Annotated in this window: 26 protein-coding genes and 1 riboswitch; of the genes, 11 read left to right on the top strand and 15 right to left on the bottom strand. The window is 72.0% G+C overall.

Annotated features, from left to right (window positions below; translation table 11 throughout):
• Positions 1–24 precede the first annotated feature (24 nt).
• The 4 genes from VA596_RS36710 (at position 25) to VA596_RS36725 (ending at position 3,446) form a co-directional block, all read left to right on the top strand.
• Positions 25–927 (top strand): hypothetical protein, encoded by a 903-nt coding sequence (locus VA596_RS36710; RefSeq protein WP_323333405.1) that lies wholly within the window; start codon positions 25–27, stop codon positions 925–927.
• Complete coding sequence (locus VA596_RS36715) at positions 924–1,406, top strand: GNAT family N-acetyltransferase (RefSeq protein ID WP_323333407.1); 483 nt, start codon at positions 924–926, stop codon at positions 1,404–1,406. Before VA596_RS36710 ends, VA596_RS36715 begins: the two co-directional genes overlap by 4 nt.
• A gap of 66 nt (positions 1,407–1,472) precedes the next feature.
• A riboswitch (S-adenosyl-L-homocysteine riboswitch) is annotated at positions 1,473–1,551 on the top strand.
• A gap of 152 nt (positions 1,552–1,703) precedes the next feature.
• Positions 1,704–3,164, top strand: a complete 1,461-nt coding sequence (ahcY, locus tag VA596_RS36720; protein WP_323333409.1) for an adenosylhomocysteinase — start codon at positions 1,704–1,706, stop codon at positions 3,162–3,164.
• A 126-nt stretch (positions 3,165–3,290) separates the two neighbouring features.
• Positions 3,291–3,446: a hypothetical protein gene (locus VA596_RS36725; RefSeq protein ID WP_247052228.1), complete on the top strand. Its 156-nt coding sequence runs from the start codon at positions 3,291–3,293 to the stop codon at positions 3,444–3,446.
• 32 nt (positions 3,447–3,478) lie between these two features.
• Here the strand turns inward: VA596_RS36725 and VA596_RS36730 are convergent, their stop codons facing one another.
• The 9 genes from VA596_RS36730 to VA596_RS36770 all read right to left on the bottom strand — a co-directional run bounded on the left by VA596_RS36730 (position 3,479) and on the right by VA596_RS36770 (position 9,993).
• Positions 3,479–4,114 carry a cation transporter gene (locus tag VA596_RS36730; RefSeq protein WP_323333411.1) on the bottom strand — a complete coding sequence of 212 codons (636 nt, stop codon included), beginning with the start codon at positions 4,112–4,114 and terminating at the stop codon, positions 3,479–3,481.
• A gap of 20 nt (positions 4,115–4,134) precedes the next feature.
• Entirely contained in the window at positions 4,135–4,473 is a 339-nt protein-coding gene (gene cmtR, locus VA596_RS36735) for a Cd(II)/Pb(II)-sensing metalloregulatory transcriptional regulator CmtR (protein WP_323333413.1), read from the bottom strand.
• A gap of 247 nt (positions 4,474–4,720) precedes the next feature.
• A complete protein-coding gene (locus VA596_RS36740; RefSeq protein ID WP_323333415.1) occupies positions 4,721–4,930 on the bottom strand; it encodes a hypothetical protein in 210 nt (69 codons plus the stop codon).
• 121 nt (positions 4,931–5,051) lie between these two features.
• Positions 5,052–5,945, bottom strand: a complete 894-nt coding sequence (gene ku / locus VA596_RS36745) for a non-homologous end joining protein Ku (protein WP_323333417.1) — start codon at positions 5,943–5,945, stop codon at positions 5,052–5,054.
• A gap of 83 nt (positions 5,946–6,028) precedes the next feature.
• Complete coding sequence (locus tag VA596_RS36750) at positions 6,029–7,255, bottom strand: styrene monooxygenase/indole monooxygenase family protein (protein WP_323333419.1); 1,227 nt, start codon at positions 7,253–7,255, stop codon at positions 6,029–6,031.
• 27 nt (positions 7,256–7,282) lie between these two features.
• A complete protein-coding gene (locus tag VA596_RS36755) occupies positions 7,283–7,903 on the bottom strand; it encodes a GTP-binding protein (RefSeq protein ID WP_323333421.1) in 621 nt (206 codons plus the stop codon).
• Positions 7,878–8,264 carry a DUF742 domain-containing protein gene (locus VA596_RS36760; RefSeq protein WP_323333423.1) on the bottom strand — a complete coding sequence of 129 codons (387 nt, stop codon included), beginning with the start codon at positions 8,262–8,264 and terminating at the stop codon, positions 7,878–7,880. Before VA596_RS36760 ends, VA596_RS36755 begins: the two co-directional genes overlap by 26 nt.
• 23 nt (positions 8,265–8,287) lie before the next feature.
• A complete protein-coding gene (locus VA596_RS36765; protein WP_323333425.1) occupies positions 8,288–8,725 on the bottom strand; it encodes a roadblock/LC7 domain-containing protein in 438 nt (145 codons plus the stop codon).
• Positions 8,722–9,993 carry a sensor histidine kinase gene (locus VA596_RS36770; protein ID WP_323333427.1) on the bottom strand — a complete coding sequence of 424 codons (1,272 nt, stop codon included), beginning with the start codon at positions 9,991–9,993 and terminating at the stop codon, positions 8,722–8,724. The genes VA596_RS36765 and VA596_RS36770 overlap by 4 nt, the downstream gene beginning before the upstream one ends.
• Before the next feature lie 489 nt (positions 9,994–10,482).
• On the opposite strand from VA596_RS36770, the gene VA596_RS36775 reads away from it, so the two are divergent.
• The 4 genes from VA596_RS36775 to VA596_RS36790 all read left to right on the top strand — a co-directional run bounded on the left by VA596_RS36775 (position 10,483) and on the right by VA596_RS36790 (position 16,066).
• On the top strand, positions 10,483–11,145 hold the full coding sequence (locus VA596_RS36775) for a TetR/AcrR family transcriptional regulator (RefSeq protein WP_323333429.1): 663 nt from the start codon (positions 10,483–10,485) through the stop codon (positions 11,143–11,145).
• On the top strand, positions 11,139–12,872 hold the full coding sequence (locus tag VA596_RS36780; protein ID WP_323333431.1) for an ABC transporter ATP-binding protein: 1,734 nt from the start codon (positions 11,139–11,141) through the stop codon (positions 12,870–12,872). The genes VA596_RS36775 and VA596_RS36780 overlap by 7 nt, the downstream gene beginning before the upstream one ends.
• Positions 12,869–14,872: an ABC transporter ATP-binding protein gene (locus tag VA596_RS36785; RefSeq protein ID WP_323333433.1), complete on the top strand. Its 2,004-nt coding sequence runs from the start codon at positions 12,869–12,871 to the stop codon at positions 14,870–14,872. The genes VA596_RS36780 and VA596_RS36785 overlap by 4 nt, the downstream gene beginning before the upstream one ends.
• A gap of 117 nt (positions 14,873–14,989) precedes the next feature.
• Entirely contained in the window at positions 14,990–16,066 is a 1,077-nt protein-coding gene (locus VA596_RS36790; RefSeq protein WP_323333435.1) for a DNA polymerase ligase N-terminal domain-containing protein, read from the top strand.
• Positions 16,067–16,076: 10 nt separating this feature from the next.
• On the opposite strand, the gene ligD is transcribed toward VA596_RS36790, so the two are convergent.
• From ligD to VA596_RS36815, 5 genes are all read right to left on the bottom strand, one after another.
• Entirely contained in the window at positions 16,077–16,961 is an 885-nt protein-coding gene (ligD, locus tag VA596_RS36795) for a non-homologous end-joining DNA ligase (protein WP_323333437.1), read from the bottom strand.
• Positions 16,962–17,088: 127 nt separating this feature from the next.
• Positions 17,089–17,448, bottom strand: coding sequence for an SPW repeat domain-containing protein (locus tag VA596_RS36800; RefSeq protein ID WP_323333438.1), 360 nt, complete (start codon positions 17,446–17,448; stop codon positions 17,089–17,091).
• Positions 17,449–17,548: 100 nt separating this feature from the next.
• Positions 17,549–18,055 carry a hypothetical protein gene (locus tag VA596_RS36805; protein WP_323333439.1) on the bottom strand — a complete coding sequence of 169 codons (507 nt, stop codon included), beginning with the start codon at positions 18,053–18,055 and terminating at the stop codon, positions 17,549–17,551.
• Positions 18,056–18,153: 98 nt separating this feature from the next.
• Complete coding sequence (locus tag VA596_RS36810; RefSeq protein ID WP_323333440.1) at positions 18,154–21,099, bottom strand: AfsR/SARP family transcriptional regulator; 2,946 nt, start codon at positions 21,097–21,099, stop codon at positions 18,154–18,156.
• A gap of 104 nt (positions 21,100–21,203) precedes the next feature.
• Positions 21,204–21,908, bottom strand: coding sequence for a DJ-1/PfpI family protein (locus VA596_RS36815; protein WP_323333442.1), 705 nt, complete (start codon positions 21,906–21,908; stop codon positions 21,204–21,206).
• 98 nt (positions 21,909–22,006) lie between these two features.
• On the opposite strand from VA596_RS36815, the gene VA596_RS36820 reads away from it, so the two are divergent.
• The 3 genes from VA596_RS36820 to VA596_RS36830 all read left to right on the top strand — a co-directional run bounded on the left by VA596_RS36820 (position 22,007) and on the right by VA596_RS36830 (position 25,434).
• Entirely contained in the window at positions 22,007–22,984 is a 978-nt protein-coding gene (locus VA596_RS36820; RefSeq protein ID WP_323333444.1) for a GlxA family transcriptional regulator, read from the top strand.
• A gap of 523 nt (positions 22,985–23,507) precedes the next feature.
• Positions 23,508–25,115, top strand: a complete 1,608-nt coding sequence (locus VA596_RS36825; RefSeq protein ID WP_410171959.1) for a YibE/F family protein — start codon at positions 23,508–23,510, stop codon at positions 25,113–25,115.
• 73 nt (positions 25,116–25,188) lie between these two features.
• On the top strand, positions 25,189–25,434 hold the full coding sequence (locus tag VA596_RS36830; protein WP_323333446.1) for a hypothetical protein: 246 nt from the start codon (positions 25,189–25,191) through the stop codon (positions 25,432–25,434).
• Here VA596_RS36830 and VA596_RS36835 read toward each other — a convergent pair.
• Complete coding sequence (locus tag VA596_RS36835) at positions 25,406–26,047, bottom strand: hypothetical protein (RefSeq protein WP_323333704.1); 642 nt, start codon at positions 26,045–26,047, stop codon at positions 25,406–25,408. The genes VA596_RS36830 and VA596_RS36835 overlap by 29 nt on opposite strands.

Below are 26,047 nucleotides of genomic sequence, written 5' to 3' on the forward strand. Positions count from 1 at the left end.
GCCGGTTCCGCCAGGATTCCCCGGGTGAGCACAGAGTTCCCGCCCGGACCCGAGCCGCAGCCGACACTGCCGGCACAACAGGATCCGACGCCGCAACCGATGCAGCCCGCGCAGCAGTCACAGCAGTCACAGCCGCCCGCGCAACACCAGCCGCTGCCCGCGCAGCACGAACCGCAGCAACCCGCGCAGCAACAGTCACTGCCGCCCGCGCAGCACCAGCAGCCGCCGCTCGGGCAGCAGGAGCCGCGGCAACCCCAGCAACCGCAGTCACAGCCGCCGGCCGCTCGGCAGCGAGAACGACGCCGGCCGCTGTTCGCGCGGCCGATCGCCGTCGGGCTGATCGGTGTTTTGGTGGGTGCGTTCCTGGTCGGCGTGCCGTGGCTGGTGATCGGCCTGCTCGGCGGCCCGAGCCCCCAGCCGCTGAAGCTGCCGGACACCCTCGGCGGGTTCGAGACCACGCAGGCCGCGGTCACGAAGATCGCCAAGGGCGGCACGACCGGGAAGTCGCAGATCGAGCGCGCCGACAAGGCCGAGACCGAGAACGCCTCGCGGATCTCGGCGGCCTACGGTGGCGCGGCCGCCGTGTTCCGGTCCTACAGCGATCCGGGCCTCTCGAGCGGGTTCCAGGTGGCCGCGGTCCGCGCGGACTCGCCCGAGCTGCTCGCGCAGTACGAGGACACCGCCGCCCTCGGACAGGCGCTGCCCTCGACCGAGCTGAAGCGGATCGGGCCCGTCCAGTGCCTGATCCACAACGAGATCACCCCGGCGGGACAGACCGTCGACCCCGAGAACTCCTTCGTCATGAGCTGCCAGCGCACCGGCGGCGGGCTGACCGTCCAGCTGCGCAACACCACCACCGAGGACGCGCACGACCCGGCGCGGTTCGCCGCCGTCGTCGAAGAGGCGTGGACGGCGCTGGGCGGGTGATCGAAACCCGCACCGCCACCATCGCCGACGACGGCGCGCTGGCGCGGCTCGACGAGCGCACCTGGGGCCCGGACACGTCCCCGGCCCCGGCTCCGGCGCCCGGCACGCCGTTCTTCGGCGAGGGCACGCAGCCGGAGGACGTCCTCGTCGCCGAGCACGACGGCGTGGTGGCCGGCTACGTCCGGCTGGACGAGGGGTTCGGCATCCCCGCCCACCGGCACGTGCTGGTCGTCGGCGGGCTCGCGGTCGACCCGGACCGGCGCCGGCTCGGGATCGGGCGGCACCTGGTCGACGCGGCCATCGCCGAGGCCCGCCGCCGCGGGGCGCGCAAGCTGACCCTGCGCGTGCTCGGTCACAACGCCGGCGCCCGCCGGCTCTACGCGAGCTGTGGCTTCGCCGTGGAAGGCGTGCTCCAGGACGAATTCCTGCTCGGCGGCGAGTACGTCGACGACCTTCTCCTGGCCTGCGTCCTCGCTTGACAGGTTCCCGGCGGCTTTGCCATCCTGGACGACGGAAACCGCGTGCGCCGGCCTTCGGCGCGTTTCCGGTCCGAGAGGCGCTGCGACGGAATCCCTTCCGCCACGCTCGGGCCGGGGATCACGGACCCAAGGGCGCCTCCCACCACGGGAGGTGCTCTTTTTTGTATACCCGGCAAGCAAACCCGGCCCCGCGCGGCCGCACCTAGCCCCGGCACCCCACCTCTTCCGGCACTCGCCGTGCCGTTATTCGTGCTGCCCTTTTCCGTCCGAACAACGAATTCCGGAGTGAACGAAAGAATGAGCGAGAAACTGCAGAGCCGCAACGGACTCGACTTCGCCGTCGCCGACCTCACCCTCGCCGAGGCCGGCCGGACCCAGCTGCGGCTGGCCGAGCACGAGATGCCCGGCCTGATGGCGATCCGCCGCCAGTACGCCGCCGCGCAGCCGCTGAAGGGCGCCCGCGTCGCCGGCTCCCTGCACATGACCGTGCAGACCGCCGTGCTGATCGAGACCCTGGTCGCGCTCGGCGCCGAGGTGCGCTGGGTGTCCTGCAACATCTTCTCCACCCAGGACGAGGCCGCCGCGGCCGTCGTCGTCGGCCCGGAGGGCACGGTCGACGCGCCGACCGGCACGCCGGTGTTCGCGTGGAAGGGCGAGACGCTCGAGGAGTACTGGTGGTGCACCGACCAGCTCTTCGCCTTCGCCGGCGGCCAGGCGCCGAACATGATCCTCGACGACGGCGGTGACGCCACCCTGCTCGTCCACAAGGGAGTCGAGTTCGAGGCGGCGGGCGCCGTCCCGCAACCGTCCGAAGAGGACGCCGACGAGTACCGGATCGTCCTGGAGACGCTGCGCGCCAGCGTGGCCAGGGACGGCGACCGGTTCACCCGGATGGCCAAGGAGATCCGCGGCGTCACCGAGGAGACCACCAACGGCGTCAAGCGGCTCTACAAGCTCGCCAAGGACGGCGAGCTGCTCTTCCCCGCGATGAACGTCAACGACTCGGTGACGAAGTCCAAGTTCGACAACAAGTACGGCATCCGGCACTCGCTGGTCGACGGGATCAACCGCGCCACCGACGTGATGATCGGCGGCAAGCGCGTCCTCGTCTGCGGCTACGGCGACGTCGGCAAGGGCGCGGTCGAGGCGCTGCGCGGCCAGGGCGCCCGCGTCTCCGTCACCGAGATCGACCCGATCTGCGCGCTGCAGGCCGCGATGGACGGGCTCGACGTGGTCGAGCTGGACGACGTCGTCGAGACCGCGGACATCTTCATCACGACCACCGGCAACTTCGGCATCATCTCCGCCGCCCAGATGACGCGGATGAAGCACAACGCGATCGTCGCCAACGTCGGGCACTTCGACAACGAGATCGACATGGCGGGCCTGGCGAAGCTGCCCGGCGTCGTCAAGCACGAGATCAAGCCGCAGGTGCACGAGTGGACGTTCGCCGACGGCCACGCGATCATCGTGCTCTCCGAGGGCCGCCTGATGAACCTCGGCAACGCGACCGGGCACCCCTCGTTCGTGATGTCGAACTCGTTCACCAACCAGGCGATCGCCCAGATCGAGCTGTTCGCCAAGCCCGGCGAGTACGCCACCGACGTCCACCGGCTGCCCAAGCACCTGGACGAAAAGGTCGCCCGCCTGCACCTGGACGCCCTCGGGGTGCGGCTGACGAAGCTGACCAAGGCGCAGGCCGAGTACATCGGCGTGGACGTCGAGGGTCCGTACAAGCTCGATCACTACCGGTACTGATCCGGAAGTTGCTCCATTTGCCGCAGTTTGGGGCACCGCGAAAGTGGCCATCCTCCCCTCGAGAAGAAACGCATCCGCCCGGACGGCACGGAGCCGGGCCGGGTCTCGTGCGAAGGAGTGTGTCAAGTGATCGTTCTCGGTGTCATTCTGCTGGTCATCGGCTTCATTGTCGGTATTCCGGTGCTGTACACCATCGGCATCGTGCTGGCCGTGGCCGGCGTGGCGCTGGCCATCCTCGGCGGCACCGGCCGCAAGATCGGTGGCCGCGCGCACTGGTACTGATCCCGTGACCCCCGCCAGCGGCCTGGCGCGCGTCAGCAGCAATGCTGACCGCGCCAGGCCGTTCGGCCTTCTTTCGTTGCGACGAAAGCGATCGCCAGCGCGACGGCCGGATCGGCCCACCACCAGCCGAACAGCGTGTTGAGCAGCAACCCGGCCAGCAGCACGGCCGAAAGGTACGTGCAGAGCAACGTCTGCCGCGAGTCCGCGACCGCGCTGGCCGAGCCCAGTTCCCGCCCCGTACGGCGCTGAGCCGCCGAGAGCGCGGGCATCACCGCGAGCGAAACCGCCGCGAGCACAGCCCCGGTGACCGAACTTTCCGGCGCCGCCGCCGCGAAAAACGTCCGCCCGGCTTCAAACGTGACGTAGATCGCCAATGCGAAAAACGACAGGGCGATCATTTTCAGCGCCCGCCGTTCGCGCACGTCGTGATCTTTTCCCGAAAACTGCCAGGCGACCGCCACCGCCGAGGCCACTTCGATCACCGAATCCAGCCCGAAGCCGATCAGCGCGCCCGACGAGGCCGCGGCGCCGGCGGTGAGGGCGATCACGGCTTCGACGACGTTGTAGGTGATCGTCGCCGCCACCAGCAGCCGGACCCGGCGCACCAGCACGCCGCGGCGATCCGGCGCCGCCCCTTCCGCCGCGCAGCAGCCGTCGGCACAGGTCACGGGCTCCCCCGCCGCGGCCGTCACCGCGCCGCCACCGGCACATCTTCGTCGGCACAGTCGTCCCCCGGCTCGACGGCCAGCACGACCTGGACCAGTTCGCGCAGCGCGCGGGCCAGGTGGGCGTCGGCGAGGTCGTAGCGCACCTGACGGCCCTCGTAGCTCGCCACCACCAGCCCGCAGCCCCGCAGGCACGAGAGGTGGTTCGAAACGTTGGACCGGCTCAGGCCGAGCTCCCCCGCGAGCCGCCCGGGGTAACAGGGGCCGTCCAGCAGGGCGGTCAGGATCCGGCAGCGGGTCGGGTCGGCGAGCGCCCGCCCGATCCGGGAGAGCGCCGACTCCCGCGTCTCACACGTCACCATGCGCTGAACTGTACAGCCGGGGCTGACGTATCCACAACGGACCGGGCCCGGACATGAAAGGGTCCTCCGGCTCCGAGGGGGAGGGAGAGCCGAAGGACCTCGTTAGTGTTAGCACATCGCCCAGCCCCTGTACACAGATGCATACACGATCGGGTTACGTTCTTGACGTCCCCTTCATAGCCGTGAAGGCCTCCCCGGTGGACGGTGACGTCCGGCGGGAAGGCCTTCACGGATCCTGGCGGGAGGCTCAGGAAACCTGGCGCAGCAAGGGTTTTCCCGGCGCGGTGGCGCAGGCGCAGCCGCCGCCGAGGGTCTGGCAGTCGACGATCAGCCCGTGCCGGAGCCGGTCACCGTCCACACAGCCCGGATCGGTGCACTCGGCGAAGCCGCCCTCCGGGTGCACCACCAGCGTGCCGTGGCAGTGATCGATCGCCGCATCGCAGGACGCGCACTCCATGACCCCGTCCACCCTTCCGCGATCGTGCCGGACGCGAAGCGACCGCACCCCTTGGTACCACCGGGATGCGGCCGGGCGTGGCAGCGGGACGGCGTGTCGGGACGACCACCCGTCCGTGCGGTCAGGCCGACTTCTTCGGGGCGCGTTTGCGCGCGGCCGGCTTCTTGGCCGGCTTCTCGTCCGCGGTGTCCGAATCGGACCCTTCCGAAGTGGACACAGCCGCCTTGGCCGGCTCGCGCGACTTCTTCGCCGCGTCCACACTGGCCTGAAGGGCCGCCATCAGGTCGACGACGTCGGCCTTGGCGGTGACCGCCGCGGGCTTGGTCGTCTCCTCCCCCGCGACCTTCGCCTCGATCATCTCCTCGAGCGCCTCGCGGTAGTGGTCGCGGTACTTTTCGGACTCGTACACCGGCTCGGCCAGCGAGTCGATCAGGGAGCCGGCCATGGACAGCTCCTGCGGCCGGATCTGCGGCGGGTCGTCGCGCAGGAACGGGAAGTCCGGCTCGCGGACCTCGTCGGGCCACAGCATGGTCGTCATCACCAGGACGTCGGCGTGCACGCGCAGCACCGCCATGCTCTCGCGCTGCCGCACGGCGACCTTCGCGACGGCGACCTGGCCGGCCTTGTGCAGGGCGTCGCGCAGCACGATGTACGGCTTCACCGCGTTCTTCTGCGGCTCCAGGTAGTACGTCCGGTCGTACTGGATCGGGTCGATCGACTCCAGCGGGACGAACTCCAGCACGTCGATCGTGCGCTGCGAGGACAGCGGCAGCTCGGCCATCTCGGCGTCGGTGATCACGACCATCTCGCCGTCGGGCAACTCGTAGCCCTTGGCGATCTCGGCGTAGGGCACCTCGGCGCCGTCGATCGTGCAGAACCGCTTGTACTGGATGCGGCCGCCGTCGGCCTCGTGCACCTGCCGGAGGGAGACATTCTTGTTCTCCGTAGCCGCGTACAGCTGGATCGGGATGGACACCAGCCCGAACGAGACCGAGCCCTTCCACATCGCCCGCATGCCACGCACCTCCGGATCGCACTCACGCTACGTAACAACCGTAGCCCGAAATGCCCGGCGGCGACAGCCCGGCGCGACGCGATCTAGACCTCTGCCAGGTACTTCTCCCAGAGTGCGGGGTCCATGAACCAGTTCCGGAAGTCCGTCGGATCGGTGAACCCGTTGGCGAACCGCCGCGCCACGGCCGGGTTCTGGCCCGCGACGCCGAGGATCTGGAGCACGTGCGGGGGCGGCGGCTGGAGCAGCGCGTTGGTCCATTCGGTGACGTGCCGGGCGTACTCCCAGTAGCGCTCGAACGTGGCGTCCATCCAGGCCGCGTCGAACGGCCGGTCGCCGTGCTCCACGATCGCGTCCAGGTAGGTCGCGGCGCAGTGGCTCGCGTTGTTCGAGCCCTGGCCGGTGATCGGGTCGTTCGCCACGACGACGTCGGCCATGCCCAGCACGGTCGCGCCACCCGGCAGGGTGCCGACCGGGTTGCGCACCACCGGCGTGTAGCCGCCGGCCAGCGTCGCCTTCGCGTCGGTCAGCTCGGCGTCCCGGCAGCGCTCGTACTCCCACGGGACGAACCGCTTCATCAGGTCGAGGATGCGCGAGAAGTGGTCGGCCGCGTCCGGGCGGTCGTCGAAGCAGTCCAGCGGGCCGCCGGGGACACCCTCGAAGAAGAGGATGTCGCAGTTCCCGCTGAGCGTGTACGCCGGGATCATGAACAGCTCGCCGACGTCGGGGACGATGTTGAACCGCACCGCCGCCTTCTCCGGGTGCTCCGGGCGCCGGTGCACGCCGTGGGCGTAGGCCAGCGAGAGCGCGCGCTGCGGCTGCGTGTACGGCGAGCGCTCGGGCACCCGGTCGAACAGCTGCACCAGCTCGCCCTTGCCGGCCGAGACGATCACCAGGTCGTAGAGCCGCGAGAGCGCGTCCAATTCGGACGTCATGACGCCGTGGATCACGAGCTTGCCGCCGCGCTCCTCGAACAGCTCGAGCCAGCCGGCCATCTTCACCCGCTGGTCGACCGACTGGGCGACGTCGTCCAGCCCGGCGAACCAGTCGAGCGCGCGGTCGCCGTCCGGCGCGGCCACCGAGACGCCGAGGCCCTCGACGTTCACCGTCTCGGCTTCCCAGAGGTTCGCGCCCAGCTCACGCTCGTGCTGCAGCGCGTCGTGGAACATGCACTGGGTCGACATCACGCGCCCGGACCGGATCTCGTCCGGGGTCCGCGCCGACATCACCGTGACGTCGTAGTCCTTCCCCAGCAGGCCCAGCGCCAGCTGCAAGCCGGACTGCCCCGCGCCCACGATCAGGACCTTGCGCATGCGGCTCTTCTCCTCCGGTTCGTCACTTCAGGCGTGCGGGGTGCTGACGGCCAGCTCGCGCGGTCCCGACAGGACGGCCAGCGAGAGGGTGTGACCGACCAGCTCGGTCAGGGCGGCGATGGTCGAAGCCCGGTCGCGGGCGTCGCAGGTGATCAGCGGGACGGCCGGGTCGAGGGCCAGCGCGTCGCGCACCTCGTCGAGGTCGTGCACCGGCTTGCCCTCGAACTGGTTGACCGCGACGACGAACGGCAGCTCCGAGTCGTTCTCGAAGTAGTCGATCGCCGCGAACGACTCGTCGATCCGGCTGGTGTCGACCAGCACGACCGCGCCGAGCGCGCCGCGGCTGAGGTCGTCCCAGAGGAACCAGAACCGCGCCTGCCCCGGCGTGCCGAACAGGTACAGCAGCAGGTCCGGGCGCAGCGTGATGCGGCCGAAGTCCATCGCGACGGTGGTGGTCGACTTGCCGGCGGGCGGGACGTCGTCGATGCCCTCGCCGGCTTCGGTCATCCACGCCTCGTTGCTCATCGGCGGGGTTTCCGAGACCGCGCCGACGAAGGTCGTCTTGCCGACACCGAAGCCCCCGGCGACGACGATCTTCGCGGAGATCGCCAGCAGATCGCCCTCAGGCGGGGAGCCGCTTGAGCCCATCAAGGATCCTCTCGAGCACGTTCGTGTCGTGGTGGTAGGCGTGCGCCGTGGGGTGGACGAAGACCGCGCCCTGGGACGCGAGGTCGCCGATCAGCACGCGCACCACGCCCAGCGGCAGGCCCAGCCCGACCGACAGCTCGGCGATGGAGCACCGCACCCGGGCGCGTTCGTAGAGCGCGCGCGACTCCGGCATGAGCGTGTCGCCGAGCGACGGGTCGTACTGCGGCACCGAAACCAGCGTCTCGACCAGCAGCTGGTGCCGGGTGCTGGTGCGGCCGCCGGTGAGCGCGTAAGCGCGGATCCGGCGGCTCCGCCGGGGTAGCGGTGAACCGGCATGGGTGTCCACTCGGGACACGGGCATCACTTCCTCGTGGGGCACGACCATCACACCCGGGGCCGGCGCGCGGTCAGTACCTGGCGCAGCTCGGCGCGTACCTCGGGGGTGAGCGCGTGGCCGGCGTTGGTGATGAACTGGGTCATCTCGTAGGCGACGACCTTCATGTCCGCCTCGGCCGCGGTCAGCACGGCCAGCCCGGCACCGGAACCGATGCCCATGAACAGGAAGTAGCCGTGGGTGAGCCGGATGATGATCTGCTCGCAGGCGCCCTTGCCGAACAGCGCCGCGCTGTTGCCGGCCAGCGAGAGCAGGCCGCTGGCGATGGCCGCCAGCTGCTCGGCCTCGGCTTCGCCGACCGAGTCGGACGCGGTGAGGGGAAAGCCGTCCACGCTCATGATCAGCGCGTGGCTGACGCCGTGGACCTTGCGCACGAAGTCGTCGAGCAGCCAGGCGAAGTCCGCCGGGGCCGGGTGCGGTGCGCTCACGAGGCGGATCCTCCGGGCGTCTCGTCGGGCGAGGTGCGGTTGCGTTCGCTCAGCGCGGCCCGCTCGCCGTCGGCGAAGGCGCCGAGGTCCGCGAGCAGCTTGTCGTGGCCGGACGCGGCGTCCGCGCCCGTGGCGGGCGGGGGCGGCGGCGGTTCCGGGGCGGCGCCGCGGATGCTGCCGGGCACGCGGCGCGGCAGGCCGTTCGCCGTGGTGCCGCCTGACGGCTGCTCGACCGGCCGGGGCCGGGGCGCGGGCTTGCGCAGCGTGGGCTCGGCGGGCTCCTCGCGCGGGAAGGCGCCCGGGCGGCGGCGCGGCAGCCCGCCCGTGGTGACCGGTTCGCTTTCGGCCACCACCGCCGGTTCCGCGGTGACGGTCCGGGTGCCCGACCACGCGCGCTCGGCCAGCTCGGTGACGATGCCGGTCGGCAGCAGCACGGTGGCGACCGTGCCGTGCGGGCTGCGCCGGTCGAGGCGGACCGTGACGTCGTGGCGGGCCGCGAGCCGGGCGACCACGGCGAGGCCCATGTGCCGCGCGGCGCCGTCGTCGAGGTCACCGCCCGCGGCCAGGCGCGTGTTGAGGCCGGAGATGCGCTCGGCGGGGATGCCGATGCCCTCGTCCTCGACCCGGACGAGCACGCTGCCCTGCTCGGTGAGGTGCGCGCTGACGTGCACCGGCGAGCTCGGGGACGACTGGTTGGCGGCGTTGTCGAACAGCTCGGCCAGCACCCGGCCGAGGTCCTCGGCGGCGAAGCCGACGACACCGAGGTTGACGACCCGGCCGATGGTGATCCGGGCGTAGTGGTCGATCGAGGACATCGCCTCGCGCATGAGGTCGAGCATCGACGTGGCGCGCGCGGCGGCGTCGGCGGACTCCTGCCCGGACAGCACGCGCAGGTTCTCGGCGTTGCGGCGCAGCCGGGTGGCGAGGTGGTCGAGCTGGTAGAGCTCGGCGAGGCGGTGGTGGTCCTCCTCCCCCGCCTCCAGTTCCTCCAGGCGGGCGAGCAGCTGGTCGAGCAGGTTGAGGTCGCGCAGCGCGACGCTGGCGCAGATCTCGGCCAGCACGGGCTCCCCGGCCGGCGACGACGGCTCGGGTCGCGACAGCTCGGCGATCGCCGGGCCGGCCGCGGGGGTGTACTCGGCGGGGGCGTACCCGGGCGTGCCGTGCTGCGGGTGCTTGGGCGGCGCCGTGAGGTACTGCGCGGCGGCGACCCGCGAGCGGTCCAGCAGCACGCGTGATCGATCCAGGAGTTCCCGGGCCCGGCTCGGCATGTGTGGTCCCAACTCTTCCCCGCTCAGGTTTGCTGTCGGCGTGCCGACCCCCGGCGGCGACGACGGACATGCAAGCAGACCGGCTTGTTATGTGTCCACAGCCGGTTTCCGCGCGTGCGCGCCCAGTGAGCGGGTATCCGCCGCGTCGCTCCTGGTGAGAGCAGCCGGCTAGGCCATTCGGCTCTATTTTGCAATTTGCGTCACGCAACAGAGCGCACACGGCCGCCTCGGGAACTACTCGAACCTCGACACGAACACCGGCCACGCCCAGCACACGGTGGACGTGTCGCGCCACCTCGGGCAGACCTCGACCCTGAGGGTCGCCAGCACCGAGGAGGCCGTCTCCCTGCAGGTCCAGGCCACCGACCCGCAGAACGACGCGCCGGCCTGGACCGCGGCCGGCAGGCCCGGGAGGTGTCCGGTTCGTCCCAATCTTGCGTGGCCCGCACTTTTTTGCGTGCCCCGCAAGTTTTTCGCTACACTCCGCCCATGACGTCGCTCGACCCACCGAACCTGAGCCTGCGGGAGCGCAAGAAGCGCGAAGCCCGCCGGGCGCTGGCGCAGGCCGCCCTGCGGCTCGCGCTCGACCGCGGGCTGGAGAACGTCCGGGTGGAGGACATCGCGACCGAGGTCGGGGTCTCCCCGCGGACGTTCAACAACTACTTCTCGAGCAAGGAGCAAGCGGTCTGCTCGATGGTCGTCGACCGCCACGAGGGGATGCGCGAGGCGCTGCTCGCCCGGCCCGAGGGCGAGCCGCTGTGGGAGTCCGTCAAGCAGGCGGTGGTCGAGCAATATTCACGTGAAGGCGAACCGGATCGCGCGTATGTTACGCGCCTGCGGGAGCTGATGGGGCAGCTGATGCTGCGCGGGGAGTTCCTCAACGCCCACGCGGCGGTCGAGCGGGTCCTCGCCGAAACGATCGCCAAGCGGGCGGGCGGGGCGGACCACCTGCTCTGCCGCCTGATGGCCTCGTCGGTGGAAAGCGCCGTCCGGGTCGCCTTCGTCAACTGGTTCATGAGCGAGGGCGAACCGTTCCTGCCGACCCTGGAACGGCTGCTGGACGAGCTGGCCACCGGCATGCCGACCCTGACCGGCGGCACCACACCGAAAACCGAACCGGACACCACCACACTGGGGGAACCGTTGTGCTAGTCAAGCTCCTGCGCACTCACCTGCGCCCGTACAAAACCACGCTGTGGGTGATCGTCGTGCTGCAGCTGGTGCAGACGATCGCGATGCTCTACCTGCCGACGCTCAACGCCGACATCGTCGACAACGGGCTGATCAAGGGCGACATGGGCTACATCGTCCGCATCGGCGGGGTGATGCTGGCCGTGACGCTGGCCCAGATCGCCGGCTCGATCGGCGCGGTCTACTTCGGCGCCCGCACCGCGATGGCGGTCGGGCGCGACATCCGCGCCGGGATCTTCCACCAGGTGCAGGACTTCTCGGCCCGCGAGGTCGGCCAGTTCGGCACGCCGTCGCTGATCACCCGCACCACCAACGACGTCCAGCAGGTCCAGATGCTGGTGCTGATGACGCTGACGCTGATGGTGTCCGCGCCGATCATGTGCGTCGGCGGCATCGTCCTGGCGCTGAACCTCGACGTGCCGCTCTCCTCGCTGCTGCTGGTCATCGTGCCCGTGCTGGCGCTGGCGGTCGGGATCATCATCTCCCGGATGCGCCCGGCGTTCCGGCTGATGCAGGTGCGGCTCGACCGGATCAACCAGGTGCTGCGCGAGCAGATCATGGGCATCCGCGTCATCCGCGCGTTCGTCCGAGACAAGCACGAGCGCGCGCGCTTCGACGTCGCCAACGACGAGCTGCTCACCGTCTCGCTGCGGGTCGGGCGCCTGATGGCGCTGATGTTCCCGATCGTCATGCTGGTGATGAACGCCTCCAGCGTCGCGGTGCTGTGGTTCGGCGGGCAGCGCATCGACTCCGGCAGCATGCAGATCGGCGCCCTAACGGCGTTCCTGTCCTACCTGCTGCAGATCCTGATGGCGGTCATGATGGCCACCTTCATGTTCATGATGGTGCCGCGCGCGGAGGTCAGCGCCGAGCGGATCAGTGAGGTGCTCGACACCGAGTCCAGCGTCCGCCCGCCGGTCACGCCGATCCGGCCCGGCAAGGTGCACGGGCACCTGGAGCTGTCCGGGGTCGAGTTCCGCTACCCCGGCGCGGAACAGCCGGTGCTGTGCGACATCTCGCTGATCGGGCGCCCGGGTGAGACGACCGCGGTGATCGGCTCGACCGGTACCGGCAAGACCACGCTGCTCAACCTGATCCCGCGGCTGATGGACGCCACCCAGGGCACCGTGAAGGTCGACGGCGTCGACGTGCGCGACCTGGACCCGGCGGTGCTCGCCCGCGCGGTCGGGCTGGTGCCCCAGAAGCCGTACCTGTTCGCCGGCACGATCGCGACCAACCTCCGGTACGGCAACCCGGACGCCACCGACGAGGAACTGTGGCACGCGCTGGAGGTGGCGCAGGGCAAGGACTTCGTCGAAGCGATGGCCGAGGGCCTGGACGCGCCGATCGCCCAGGGCGGCACGAACGTCTCGGGCGGGCAGCGGCAGCGGCTCGCGATCGCCCGGATGCTGGTGCACAAGCCGGAGATCTACCTGTTCGACGACTCGTTCTCCGCGCTCGACTACGCGACCGACGCGGCCCTGCGCCGCGCGCTGGTGCCGGAGACCGCCGACGCCACGGTGGTCATCGTCGCCCAGCGGGTCAGCACCATCCGCGGCGCCGACCGGATCATCGTCCTCGACGAGGGCCGCGTCGTCGGCACCGGCACCCACCACGAACTCATGGACGGCAACGAAACCTACCGGGAGATCGTGCTGTCCCAGCTGACCGAACAGGAGGCGGCATGAGCACCACGGAAGAATCCGCCGTCACCGAGGCCGGGGAACGGCCCACGGCCGAGCGGCAGAAGAACACCGGCGCGGCGACCGCGGGGCCGGGCCGCTGGATGGCCGGCGGCGCGCCGCCGGAGAAGGCCCTCGACTTCAAGGGTTCGCTCAAGCGGCTGCTGCGCCTGCTGGCGCCGCAGCGGGCCGCCCTGATCGGCGTGCTCGTGCTCGGCGCGGCGAGCGTCACGCTCACCGTGATCGGGCCGAAGATCCTCGGCCAGGCCACCGACGCGATCCTGGCCGGCGTGCTCGGCAAGGCGGTGCCCCCGGGCGTCACCAAGGAGCAGGTCGTCGCGGGGCTGCGCGCCCAGGGCAACGGCACGCTCGCCGACATCTACGGCCGCGTCGACCTCGTGCCCGGCGTCGGCATCGACTTCGACAAGGTCGGCCAGATCCTGCTGACCGTGCTGGCGCTGTTCGTCATCGCGTCGTTCTTCGGGCTGATCCAGGCCCGGCTGACCACGACGCTGGTGCAGCAGGCCGTCTACCGCCTGCGCCAGCAGGTCGAGGAGAAGTTCGCGCGGCTGCCGCTGAAGTACTTCGACCGCCAGCCGCGCGGTGAGGTCCTCTCCCGCGTCACCAACGACATCGACAACCTGGCGCAGTCGCTGCAGCAGACGCTGTCCCAGATCGTCGCGTCGCTGCTGACCGTGATCGGCGTGCTGATCATGATGTTCCTGATCTCGCCGCTGCTGGCGCTCATCGCGCTGATCACCGTGCCGCTCTCGGCGGTGGTGGCGGGCAAGGTCGGGAAGCGGGCCCAGCCGAACTTCATCAAGCAGTGGGCCACGACCGGCAAGCTCAACGCGCACGTCGAGGAGATGTACACCGGCCACTCGCTGGTCAAGGTGTTCGGCCGTCGCGAGGAGTCCGCGGCGATCTTCGACCAGCAGAACGAGACGCTGTACCAGGCGAGCTTCCGGGCGCAGTTCATCTCCGGGATGATCCAGCCGGCGATGATGTTCATCGGCAACCTGAGCTACGTCCTGGTGGCCGTGATCGGCGCGCTGCGCGTCGCGTCGGGCAGTCTCACACTCGGCGAGGTGCAGGCGTTCATCCAGTACTCGCGCCAGTTCAGCCAGCCGGTGACGCAGATCGCCAGCATGGCGAACCTGCTGCAGTCCGGGGTCGCCTCGGCCGAGCGGGTGTTCGCGCTGCTCGACGCCGAGGAGCAGGGACCGGAGCCCGCCGACCCGGAGCGCCCGGCCGTGGTGCGCGGGCGCGTCGAGTTCCAGGACGTCTCGTTCCGCTACCTGCCGGAGAAGCCGCTCATCGACGACCTGTCGCTGACGGTCGAGCCCGGTCAGACGGTGGCGATCGTCGGCCCGACCGGGGCCGGCAAGACGACGCTGGTCAACCTGCTCATGCGGTTCTACGAGCTCGACGGCGGGCGGATCACGCTCGACGGCGTCGACATCGCGAAGATGAACCGCGAGGAGCTGCGCGACCAGACCGGCATGGTGCTGCAGGACGCGTGGCTGTTCGGCGGCACGATCGCGGAGAACATCGCCTACGGCGCCGACGACCCGACCCGCGACGAGATCATCGAAGCGGCGAAGGCGACGTACGTCGACCGGTTCGTGCGCACCCTGCCGGACGGGTACGAGACGGTCCTCGACGACGAGGGCGGCACGGTCAGCGCGGGTGAGAAGCAGCTGATCACGGTCGCGCGGGCGTTCCTGGCCCGGCCGGTCATCCTCATCCTCGACGAGGCGACCAGCTCGGTCGACACCCGCACCGAGGTGCTCATCCAGCGGGCGATGAACGAGCTGCGCTCGGGCCGCACCAGCTTCGTCATCGCGCACCGGCTCTCCACGATCCGGGACGCCGATGTGATCCTGGTGATGGAGCACGGGCAGATCGTCGAGCACGGCAACCACGAAACGCTGCTGCACAGCGACGGCGCGTACGCGCGGTTGTACGCGGCGCAGTTCGCCGAGGCCATGGCCGAGACGGACTGACGCGCGCGTGCCCTCCCGGAGCCACGCGCTCCGGGAGGGCACGGCCGGAGGCGGGACCCGGTGCGACGAGCGGTAATCTGGCTTCCTCCAAAGCGAAGTGGGGGTGCCGGTCCCGCGATGGCCGACCGACTCGACGAGTACCGGCGCAAGCGCGACCGTGCCAAAACGCCCGAGCCGTGGCCGGACGGCGCACCGGAGCCGGGCCAGGACGACCTGTTCGTCATCCAGGAGCACCACGCCTCCCGCCTGCACTGGGACTTCCGCCTCGAGCGCGACGGCGTGCTCGTCTCGTGGGCGGTGCCGAAGGGCCTGCCCCGCTCCCCCGGCGTCAACCGGCTCGCGGTGCACACCGAGGACCACCCCATGGAGTACCTCGCGTTCGAGGGCGAGATCCCGGCGGGCGAGTACGGCGGCGGCTGGATGGCGATCTGGGACACCGGCCGCTACGAAACGCTGCACTGGAACGACCACAAGGTCGAAGTCGTCTTCCACGGCGCGAAGGCCAGCGGCAAGTACCTGTTCCAGAACCGGCACAACCCGGAGGACGAGGGCGACTGGACGCTGCGCCGCCTCGACCCGGCCGAGGACGGCCACGAGGACGCCCCCGAGTTCCTCGAGCCGATGACGGCGGTGCCGGGCGAGCTGCCGCCGGCGGCCGAAGACGCCGACTGGGCCTACGAATTCGCCTGGGGCGGGGCGCGGACCATGCTGTGCGTGTCCGGCGGCCGGCTCACCGCGCACGACGGCTCCGGCGCCGACGTCACCGGCCGGTACCCGGAGCTGCACAAGCTCGGGGAGAGCCTCGGCTCGACGGAAGTGCTGCTGGACGGCGAGATCGTCGTGATCCGTGACGGCCGCCCGGATCCCGAGGGCCTCCAGGAGCGCAGCCGGTTCGAGGGTTACGACGCGAAGCGGATCATGAAGCACAAGCCGGCCTTCTTCTTCGCCTACGACGTGCTGCACCACGAAGGCCGTCCGACGCTGGAGCTGCCCTACCTCGAGCGGCGGGCGCTGCTGGCGGACCTCGACCTGGCCGGCGGGACCTGGCAGGTGCCCCAGTTCTTCGAGGGCAACGGCGAGGCCGTCCTGGGCGCGGCCCGCCAGCACGGGCTCGGCGGCATCTACGCCAAGCGCGCCGACAGCGCCTACATCCCGGGCGAAGCGGACGGGACCTGGCTGCACATCGAGACGTGACCCCCGGACGTCAGAGCTTCTTCAGCAGCTCCAACGCCTTCACCGGGGACGCGGCGTGCTCGGCCATCCCGGCCCACGGGTCTTCCTTGCGCGCCAGGCGTTCCTTGATGCGCTTCGGCGTCCAGCCGTCCGGCTCCGCCTTGCCCAGCTCGGGCCAGCCGATCGGCGTGGCGACCCCGGCCGAGGGCCGGGCCCGCAGGGAGTAGGGCGCCACGAACGTCGAGGTGTAGCCGTTGCGCAGGACGTCGAGGTACACGCGGTCGCCGCGCTGGGCCTTCCGCACCGCCGTGGTGAGGCGGTCGGGGTCGAGCCGGGCCAGCACCTCCGCGGCCGCCTTCGCCAGGTCACGCACCTCGTCGTAGGTCTGGCTGGGTTCGATCGGCGCGACGACGTGGAACCCGCGCCCGCCGGTGGCCTGCAGGTACGCGGTGAGCCCGGCGGCCTCGTAGACCTTCTTCACCAGCCGCGCGATGTCGCGCAGGTCGGCGACGGTGACGTGCTCGGGCGGGTCGATGTCGATGAGCACCAGGTCCGGGTGCTCCAGGTCGTCCACAGTGGACGACCAGATGTGGAACTCGATCGCGGCCTGGTTGGCCAGGTACACCAGCGTCGCGGGGTCGTCGCAGAGCACGTGCCGCACGTCGCTCGTCGTCCGCTGCGGGATCGGCTCGACGCGGATCCACGACGGCAGCTTCGGGCTCGCTTCCTTCTGGTACCAGGTCTGGCCGTCGATGCCGTTCGGGTAGCGGCGCAGGGTGAGCGGCCGCCCGCGCAGGTGCGGCACCATCACCTCGGCCACGGTCCGGTAGTGCCCGACGACGTCCCCCTTGGTCAGGCCGGCGTCGGGGAAGTAGATCTTCCCCGGGTTCGACGTGGTGATCTCGTCGGGATCCACCCGGCCGAGCCTGCCCGCCCCGGCGGGGCGCGTCCACTCGGAGCTTGCTCAGCCCCGCGCCGGCCGCGACCACTCACGTCGCGCGCAGCACCAGCGGCGACAGCCCGGCCCACCCGCTGGAGCTTGCTCAGGCCCGCGTAAGCAGGACCGCGCCCGCCAGCACGACGACCGCCGCGGCGACCGCGTTGCCCACCAGTGCCCCGGCCGACGGCCACGTCACCCACGTCGGGCGCAGCGCCAGCAGCGAAAGGCCGGCCCACGCGCCGAGCACCGGGACGACCCAGGTCAGCGACCTGGCCCGCGGTGTCGCCGTCCGGGCGATCGCCAGCGCCACCAGGACCAGACCGGTGACGGTGTTGCTGAGCGCCAGGATCCCCGCTCCGCCGAAGTGGGTGAGCCACGGGGCCAGGACCAGGTAGATCCCGGCCAGCAGCACGGCTCCTGCGGCCGCCCCCAGTACCGGGGCGGCGATGCGCGGTGAAGTCATCACGGCACCTCCCTCCGGAGAGGTACCCGGCGGTCGCACCCGGTAATCAAGCCCGGCGGGCCTGCCCGTCGCCCTCAGGCGGGCAGGCCCCGCCGGGAGGTCAGCAGCCGCAGGTGTAGTACGTGATGTCCCAGTGGTTTCCTTCGTCGCAGTAGAGGTTGCCGGAGCCGGCCTTCCACTGCGGGTAGCCGTCGCCGCGCAGGCCGATGTAGCTGAAGCTGTTCTTGATGTAGCTGTCGATGCAGCTGTTGTGCGAGATGTCCACCTTGTAGCCGTTGTAGTGGCTGTAGGTGCCCGACGCGTGCCCGACCTCGGTGCCGCCGGTGATGTTGATCGCGCAGCCGCTCGCCCGCTTCAGCGTGATCACGCCGGTGACGGTGGTCTGGTTGATCTGCTCGTAGGACGTGCAGGTCGAGTTCGACCTGGTGGTGCAGCCGCCGCTGGACGAGTGGGTCACCCCGGCCGCGGACAGCTGTGACGCGGCCGCCGACTGGCTGAGCTTGGTGACCTCGACCTCCGCCGAAGCGGTTCCGATGGTGGCGAACACCACCGCGGCCGAAGCGGTCAGCCCCACCGCCGCCCGCACGAGCATCCGTTGTCCCGACATGACTTGCCTCCTCGGTACCTCGATCCGATGGCGGCAGCCAAAAGGGCCCGACCATAACTTCGCCAAACGTGGGCGTCCGCGCGGCGGGTGCGGCGGGGTCAGGTCCTGATCTTCGTCAAGACTTCACGAGTTCGCTCCCGCTCCGGGGAAGCACTGGTCACGGCGTTGAGCTCGTGCAGCGCCCGCAGCTCCCACAGCGGGAACCCGAGGTCGCGGAACAGGTCGGCCGACATCCGCAGCACCTGCACCGCCTGCCGTTCGGCGGCGTCCCCCGCCTGGGTCCGGCCGAGGCTGAGCAGGGCGTACCCGGCCCCGCGGCGGTCGCGCAGCTCGCGGAACACGCCCATCGCCAGGCGCAGGTGCTGCCGCGCCCCCGCGGCGTCGCCGGCCCGGCGGCGGGCCTCGGCCAGGCTGCGGTGGGTGTACGCGGCGGCGTGCCGGTGCCCGATCTGCTCGAACAGGTCCAGGGAGCGGGTCAGGCAGCGCTCGCCGTCGGCCAGCTCCCCCGCCTCGGCGTGCAGGTCGCCCAGGCTGCGCAGGACGTGCGCCTCCCAGTGCCGTTCCCGGGTCCGGACGGCGCCGCCGAGGGCACCGGTGAGCAGGTCGGCCGCCTGGTCGCAGCCGCCGTGGCGGCGCAGGACGTCGGCGTAGCGCTTCGCGGCCTGGTCGTGCCAGCGCCCGTCCTCGCACTCGCGGGCCAGCAGCATGCTCACCTCGAAGCTCTCGACCGCGCCCCGGACGTCCCCGACGTCCTCGGCCAGCGAGCCCAGCTGAGCCGCCGCGGCCGCCTGCCCGCGCCGGTCGCCGCAGTCGCGCAGCAGGCCGAGGGCCTCCCGCAGCTCGGCCTCCGCGGCCCGCGCCTCGCCGCTGTCGAGGTGGATGTCGGCGAGCGCGGCCAGCACCGCGGCGGTGCCGTTCGGGTCGTCGAGCACCCGGAACCGGTTCTCGGCCATGACGAAGTAGGTGCGCGCCTGCCGCCACCGCCCCTGCTGCCAGTGCACCGAACCCAGGGTGAAGAGCTTCTCGGCCTCCGCGTGCGGGTCGTTGCGCCGCCGCGCCGCGGCCAGCCCGAGCACCGACACGGCGCGGGCGGAGTGGTCGAGCCACGGTGTGCCGGCCAGCTCGGTGCAGGCGTCGGCGAGCCGTCCGGTGAGCTCGTGCCAGCCGTGCGCACCGGCCAGCCGGACGGCGGCGGCGATGCCGGCGGTCTCCCCCGCCGCCCAGCCCGCCGGGTCGGCCGCGACACGGCGCAGCGTCGCCGGGTCCGGCCTCGGCCCGCCGGGCGACGGGCGGCCGCGGGCCTGCTCGGCGAGTGCCAGCGTCACCTCGCACGCGCGGCGCAGCGCGACCCCGTCGGTCGCCGGGGCCGTTTCCTCGGCCAGCACCAGGCGGACGAACGGCGCCACCGTCCAGCGGGCGCCGTCGGGGACGAGCACGTGCCCGCCGGCCAAGGCGTCGAGCCGGTCGCGGGCCTCGTCGAGCGGCTTGCCGAGCAGGGCGGCGGCGCACCAGTCGGCGACGGGCGCGTCGAACGCGGTGAGCAGCCGCAGCAGGTACCGGTCGGCCGCGGGGCGTTCGCGCAAAGCCGCCGTGACGGCCGCCCGGACGCTCAGGTCGCCCGCGGTCAGCTCGTCGAGCCGGCGGCGCTCGTCGGCCAGCCGCACGGCGAGCTCCGCGACCCGCTGTCGCGGCCGCCCGGCGAGCTTGGCCCCGGCGATCCGGACGGCGAGCGCCAAACCCGCGCAATGGCCGAGAAGCCGTTTCGTGGCTTCGGGTTCCGCGCGCAGCCGGGTCTCCCCCACGATCGCCGCGAGCAGGGCGTGAGCGTCCTCTGTGGACAGTCCGGCGACCGGGACCGGGTGCGCCCCGCACAGCCCGGGCAGCGCTCGGCGGGACGTCACGAGGGTGGCGCAGCCGGGCCCGCTCGGCAGCAGGGCCCGGACCTGGGCCTCGGACGCGGCGTCCTCGAGCACCACCAGGAGCCGCCGATCGGCGGTGTAGCACCGCCAGAGGCCGGGCAGGCCGGCCCGGTCGGCCAGCTCCGCCGGGGTCGCGCCGAGCGCCCGGAGGAACCCGGTCAGCACGGACGCCGGGTCGGCCGGGCCGGACAGCGTCGCGACCAGCTGGCCGTCCGGGAAGCGGCGGCGGGCCCGCCAGGCGGCCTGCACGGCCAGCGCGGACTTCCCGGCGCCGGCCGCGCCGTGCAGCACCACCGGGGCCGGGCCGCGCAGGGCCCGGGTGACCTCGGCCAGCTCGGCCGCCCGGCCGGTGAAGTCGGGCACCGCGGGCGGCAGTTGCGCGGGCGGCCCCGGCGTCGTCCAGTCGGTGCCGGCGATCCGGCGGTAGACGTCGACGAGGTCCGCGCTCGGCCAGACGCCGGCCTCTTCCCAGAGCGCGCGGCGTGTCCGCCGGAGCACCTCGAGAGCCGATTCGCGGCGTCCGACGGCACCGAGCGCGGCCGCGAGGCGCCCGGCGAAGCGTTCGTCGGCGGGCCGGGCCGCGACCACCGGGTCCAGCCGTTCGACGACGGACCCGCCGTCGCCGTCGGCCAGCTCCAGCTCGACCAGCTGCAGCAGCGCCGCCGAGCGCCGGTCCTCCAGCCACAGCTTGTGTGCCTCCAGCAGCGGCCCGCCGGCGACGTCGGCGAAGGCGTCACCGCGCCAGCACGCCAGCGCCCGTTCGAGCGCGCGCCGGCGCTGGGCGCGGTCGTCGGCGCCGGCGGACAGCAGCGTCAGGAAGTCCTCGGCGTCCAGCTCGCCGGGCTCGACGGCCAGCGCGTACCCCCGCGGGCCCGACCGCAGGCGCTGCCCGGCCGCGGCGGCGCCGAGACCGGGCGAGAGCGTCTTGCGCAGCTTCGAGACGGTGACCTGCACGATCGCCGCGGCGCTCGACGGCGCGCCGTCCGGCCACAGCTCGTCGACCAGCGTGTCGCGCCCGACGTACTGGCCGGCCCGCGCGAGCAGCACGGCGAGCAGCCGCCGCGGCTGGGCCGCCGAGGGCAGCGGGACGGAGGCCGTCAGAGGGCCGAGGACCTGGAACCGCACGGCTTAACACCCCACCCGCGAGATCACCTGATCGAGCGAGCTGACCCTAGCCGTCCGGGGCCGTCCGGGAAGGTCACTCACCCGGATGGCCGACGCCGTTCGCCTCAGGCGTGGGCGAGCAGCTTCGCCAGCAGCTCCGGGTGGTCGGCGAGCCCTTCCCGCAGCGTGTACTCGCGAAGCGGCTTCAAGTCGCCGTAAGGCGGGTTGTCCCAGTCGAGGGCGCCCTGCGGCGGCTCCGGGTCGTACTCGATGACGAACTGGACGGTGGTCGCGACTTCGCGCCCGGCCAGCCGTTCGACCAGGTGCAAGGCGAGGTCGATGCCGGCCGACACGCCCGCCGCGGTGATCACCTTGCCGTCCGCCACCCAGCGCTTCGCGACCGGCGTCGCGCCCAGGCCGGTGAGGACGTCGCGGAACATCCAGTGCGTCGTCGCCCGCTTCCCCTCCAGCAGCCCGGCCGCGCCGAGGACGAGCGAGCCGGTGCAGACCGACGTCACCAGCTCCGCGGTGGCGGCCGCGGACCTCAGCCAGGCAAGCAGCGTCTCGTCGGCCATCGCGCGCAGCGTCGGCACCGTGCCGCCGGGCACCAGCACCGCGAACGGCGCTGGCACCTCGTCGAACGTGTGGCTCGGCGCGACCCGCAGCGGGGTGTCCGTGGCGAGCTCGTCCCTGTTCGCGCCGACGACGACGGTCCGGTAGCCGGGATCGATCTGGGCCAGGGCGCTCAGCACCTGCAGCGGGCCCACCAGGTCGAGCGGCGTCAGCCCCGGGTAGAGGACGAAGGCGATGGTCTTCTGCGCATCGGTCATGGTCCCCACCCTGGCGGGAACGCCGTGGTGCCGAAGCCGTGATGTCCGTAATCCTGCGAACCGCGTCCGAGCGCCGGTCGGGCTGCTAGCGTCCGCTCATGCCAGGCTCACCCAGACGGGTCGTGATCGTCGGATTCCCCGACGCCGAGCTGCTGGACATCGCCTGTCCCGCCGACGTGTTCGACGCCGCCAACCGGCACGGCGCGCGGCCGCCGTACGAAATCCGCCTCGCCAACCTCGACGGCCAGGCGATCCACACCGCCTCCGGCCTGATCCTGCAGCCGCACCTGCGGCTCGACCAGATCCCCGCGGACCTGGACACCCTGGTCGTCGCGGGCGGCTGGGGCAGCACGACCGCCGCGGGCGACGAGCGCGTGCTCGCCCACGTCCGGCGCCTGGCCCGGACGAGCCGCCGCGTCGCATCGGTGTGCACCGGCGCCGAGGTGCTCGCCGCGGCCGGCCTGCTCAACGGCCGGCGCGCGACCACGCACTGGCGGTACGCCGCGAAGCTCGCCGCGGACTACCCGTCGGTGACGGTCGACCCGGTGCCGCTCTACATCCGCCACGGCAACGTCTACACCGCGGCCGGCGTCACCAGCGGCCTCGACCTGACGCTCTCGCTGGTCGAGGCCGACCACGGCCCGTCGCTGGCCCGCGAAGCCGCCCGCTCGCTGGTCACCTACCTGCAGCGGCCGGGCAACCAGGCGCAGGTCAGCCTGTTCCTGTCCGGCCCGCCGCCGGAGCACCGCGAGGTCCGCGACCTCACCGCGTACATCGCCGAGCACCTCGACGAGGACCTCGGCACCCCCGCCCTGGCCACCCGCGCCGGGATCAGCACCCGCCAGCTGACCCGCCTGTTCGACGCCCACCTGGGCACCACCCCCGGCCGCTACGTCCGCACGATCCGCACCGAGCAGGCGGCCCGCCTGCTGTCGGGCACCGACCTCCCGCTGGCCACGATCGCCCGCCGCTGCGGCTTCGGCTCCACCGAGACGCTCCGCCAGGCCTTCCTCGACCACTTCGACACCCCGCCGTCGGCGTACCGGCGGGTCCACGTCCGCCACACCCACGGCTGACCCCGTGTCGTCCATCGAGGTACGCGTGTCGTCCGCCTGAGTACGCGTGTCGTCCACCCGTGTCCGGTACCCGGATGGACGACACGCGTACCTGGACGGACGACACGGGAGGAACCGGGCGGCACGACGGCCCGTTGCGCGGGGCGAGGGATCGCGCTGTCAGGATGTGCGGGTGGACCGCCCCGACCTCGACGACGAAACCGGCCCGATCCGCCGGGTCACCGACGAGGCTTCCCCACCCCGCGGGACGTCCGGAGCGCCGGGCACGCCCCGGAAACCGGCCCGCCGGACCCCGCCGGACGGCACAACCCGGCGCCGCGCGGACACCGGACCACAGCAGGTACCCGGCAGGTCGGCCGACACCGGCGCACATCGGGTCCCCGGCAAGCGCGGCGACACCGGACCACAACGCGCAGCCGGAAAGCTGATCGACACCGGGGCACAGCAGGTTCCCACCGACACCAGCGCCCAGCGAGTCCCCCGCAAACGTGGCGACACCGGACCCCAGCGCACAGCCGGAAAACTGACCGACACCGGCGCCCAGCGGATTCCCGCGGACACCGGAACCCAGCAGGTCTCTCGCAAACGCGGGGACACCGGACCCCAGCGCACAGCCGGAAAGCTCACAGACACCGGGGCGCAACGAATTCCGGGCAAGTCCAGCGATACCGGAGCACAACGGATTCCCGGCGACACTGGCGCACAACGGGTCCCCGGCAAACGTGGCGACACCGGACCCCAGCGCGTGCCCGGAAAGCAGACCGACACCGGCGCCCAGCGGATTCCGGGCGACACGGGACCCCAGCGGGCCGCTCGACGCGGCGACACCGGACCCCAGCGGGCCGCCGACGGCCGCGCGAAAGCGAAACCCCAAGAACCCCCCGAAACCGGCCATGGTCACGGGCACGGCCATGGCCACGGCCCGGCCGCCCCGGCCTCCCGCCGCGTGCGGCTGCTGCTCATCTGGATGCTCGCTCCCCTGGCGCTGGCCACCGTGGTCGGGATGGTCGTGCTGTACCCGTGGGGCAAGGCGTCGCCGACGAGCGTCGTGCCGCAGGGCACGCCGGTGCACGCGTCGATCTCCGCCACCGCCACCGGGCCGTGCCTCGCGCAGGGGCAGGTCCAGGTCGGCGACCAGACGGACCCGAACGCCAAGCCGTGCCTGACCGTCGACCTGGCGATGACCGACGGCCCGGCCACCGGCAAGCCGCTGCGCCTCACCGTGCCGATCGAGCCCAGCACCCCGCGCTTCGCCGCGGGGGACGCCGTCGTTCTCGCCTACAACGGCGGCAACGCCGGCGACCCGCAGAGCTTCCAGCTGGTCGACTTCCAGCGCGGCACCCCGCTGTTCGTGCTGGCCGCCCTCTTCGCCCTCGCCGTGCTGGTCCTCGGCCGCTGGCAGGGCCTCGCCGCGCTGGTCGCGCTCGGCCTGTCCTTCGCGGTGATCGCCCTGTTCATCCTCCCGGCCATCCTGGCCGGCGAAAACCCGCTGGTCGTGGCCATCGCCGGGGCCGGCGCGATCATGTTCATCGCGCTGTACCTGACCCACGGCCTGACGGCGAGAACGTCCGCCGCCGTGCTCGGCACCCTCGTCAGCCTCGCGCTGATCGGCGTGCTCTCGGCGATCTTCTCGGCCGCCGCGTCGCTGACCGGGCTCGACGACAGCACGTCCACCCTGATCGGCTCGCTCGGCCACGGCATCGACGCGCGCGGGCTGCTGCTCGCCGGCGTCGTGATCGGCGCGCTCGGTGTGCTCGACGACGTCACGGTCACCCAGACCAGCGCCGTCTGGGAGCTGCGCCGGGCCAACCCGGACCTGAGCTGGCGGGAGCTGTACCGCTCGGGCCTGCGGATCGGCCGCGACCACGTCGGTTCGGCGGTGAACACCCTGGTCATGGCCTACGCCGGGGCCGCGCTGCCCGTCCTGCTGTACTCGTCGATCTCCGGTGTCGGGCTGGGCGCGCTGCTCGGCAGCGAGGAGATCGCCCAGGAGATCATCCGGACGCTCGCCGGCAGCGTCGGCATCGTGGCGGCCGTCCCGGTGACGACGGTCCTCGCCGCGCTCATCGCCTCCCGCGAGCCCGCCGGGTACCTCAGCAGCACCACGAAAGCCGTTCCGTCCCACCCGTAACACCGGCGAACCCCGGCCGTGCCCCGCGCCACCGCAGGCGGTAGGAAGGCGGCAGCCGATCCGGGGAGGCGCCATGTTCGTGCTCATCGGCCCGCGTCAGGTCGTGCGCGGCGCGCTGCGGCTGGTCACGGCCACCGTCCAGGCCGTCGAGTCGCTCCCGCGCATCGCCGCGGCCCTCGACGACGTCCGGGCGACGCTGCACCATGTCGAGCGCCTCACCGCCTACATCGCGCAGGAGGTCCCGGAGCTCGTCTACCAGCTCGAACAGCTGCGTGAGCCGGACGAGGAGCTCAGTCGAGAGTCGCCACGAACCGGCTGACGGCCTCCATCGTGAACCGCTGCACGTACTTGCCCGACGGCGCCACCGAAGCCAGCCGGTAGAGCGGGCGCTCGGCGACGCCGGTGCCGCGTGCCTCCGCCTTCAGCTCCGCCACCAGCAGCTCCCCGAAGACCAGGCCGTTCGCCTCGGTGTTGTTCATCAGCGCGTTGGCCAGCTTCCGCAGCTGCAGGATGCCCAGCTCGCGCCCGCCGGTGCCGGCGAACACCGCGAGGTCGACCTTCGCCACCTTCCGCCGGTTGCCCGCGTTGACGAGCAGGCTCACCGTGCGGCTGCCGCGGACGTCGCCGACCACGAGGTCCAGCCGGGTCGCGGTGACGAGGTCGACGTGGCGCAGGCCCCACGTGCGCACGATCAGCGTCGAGCCCTCGAGCCAGACGCGGCGCCGGATGCTGACCGCCATCACGTAGACCAGCGGCAGGGCGATCACCACGGCGACGACCAGCCCGGTCACCGTGCCGCCGATCAGGCCCGCCACCCCGCCGAACGCGGCGGCGACGATCAGCACGCCGATCAGCCCGGAGATGCCGCGGCGGCGGCGCCCGCGCGCGTCCTCGTCGAACAGCGGCAGCCGCTCCTTCGACTCCTGCTCCAT

Source organism: Amycolatopsis heterodermiae, assembly GCF_034929455.1.
In the GTDB taxonomy this organism is placed as follows: domain Bacteria; phylum Actinomycetota; class Actinomycetes; order Mycobacteriales; family Pseudonocardiaceae; genus Amycolatopsis; species Amycolatopsis heterodermiae.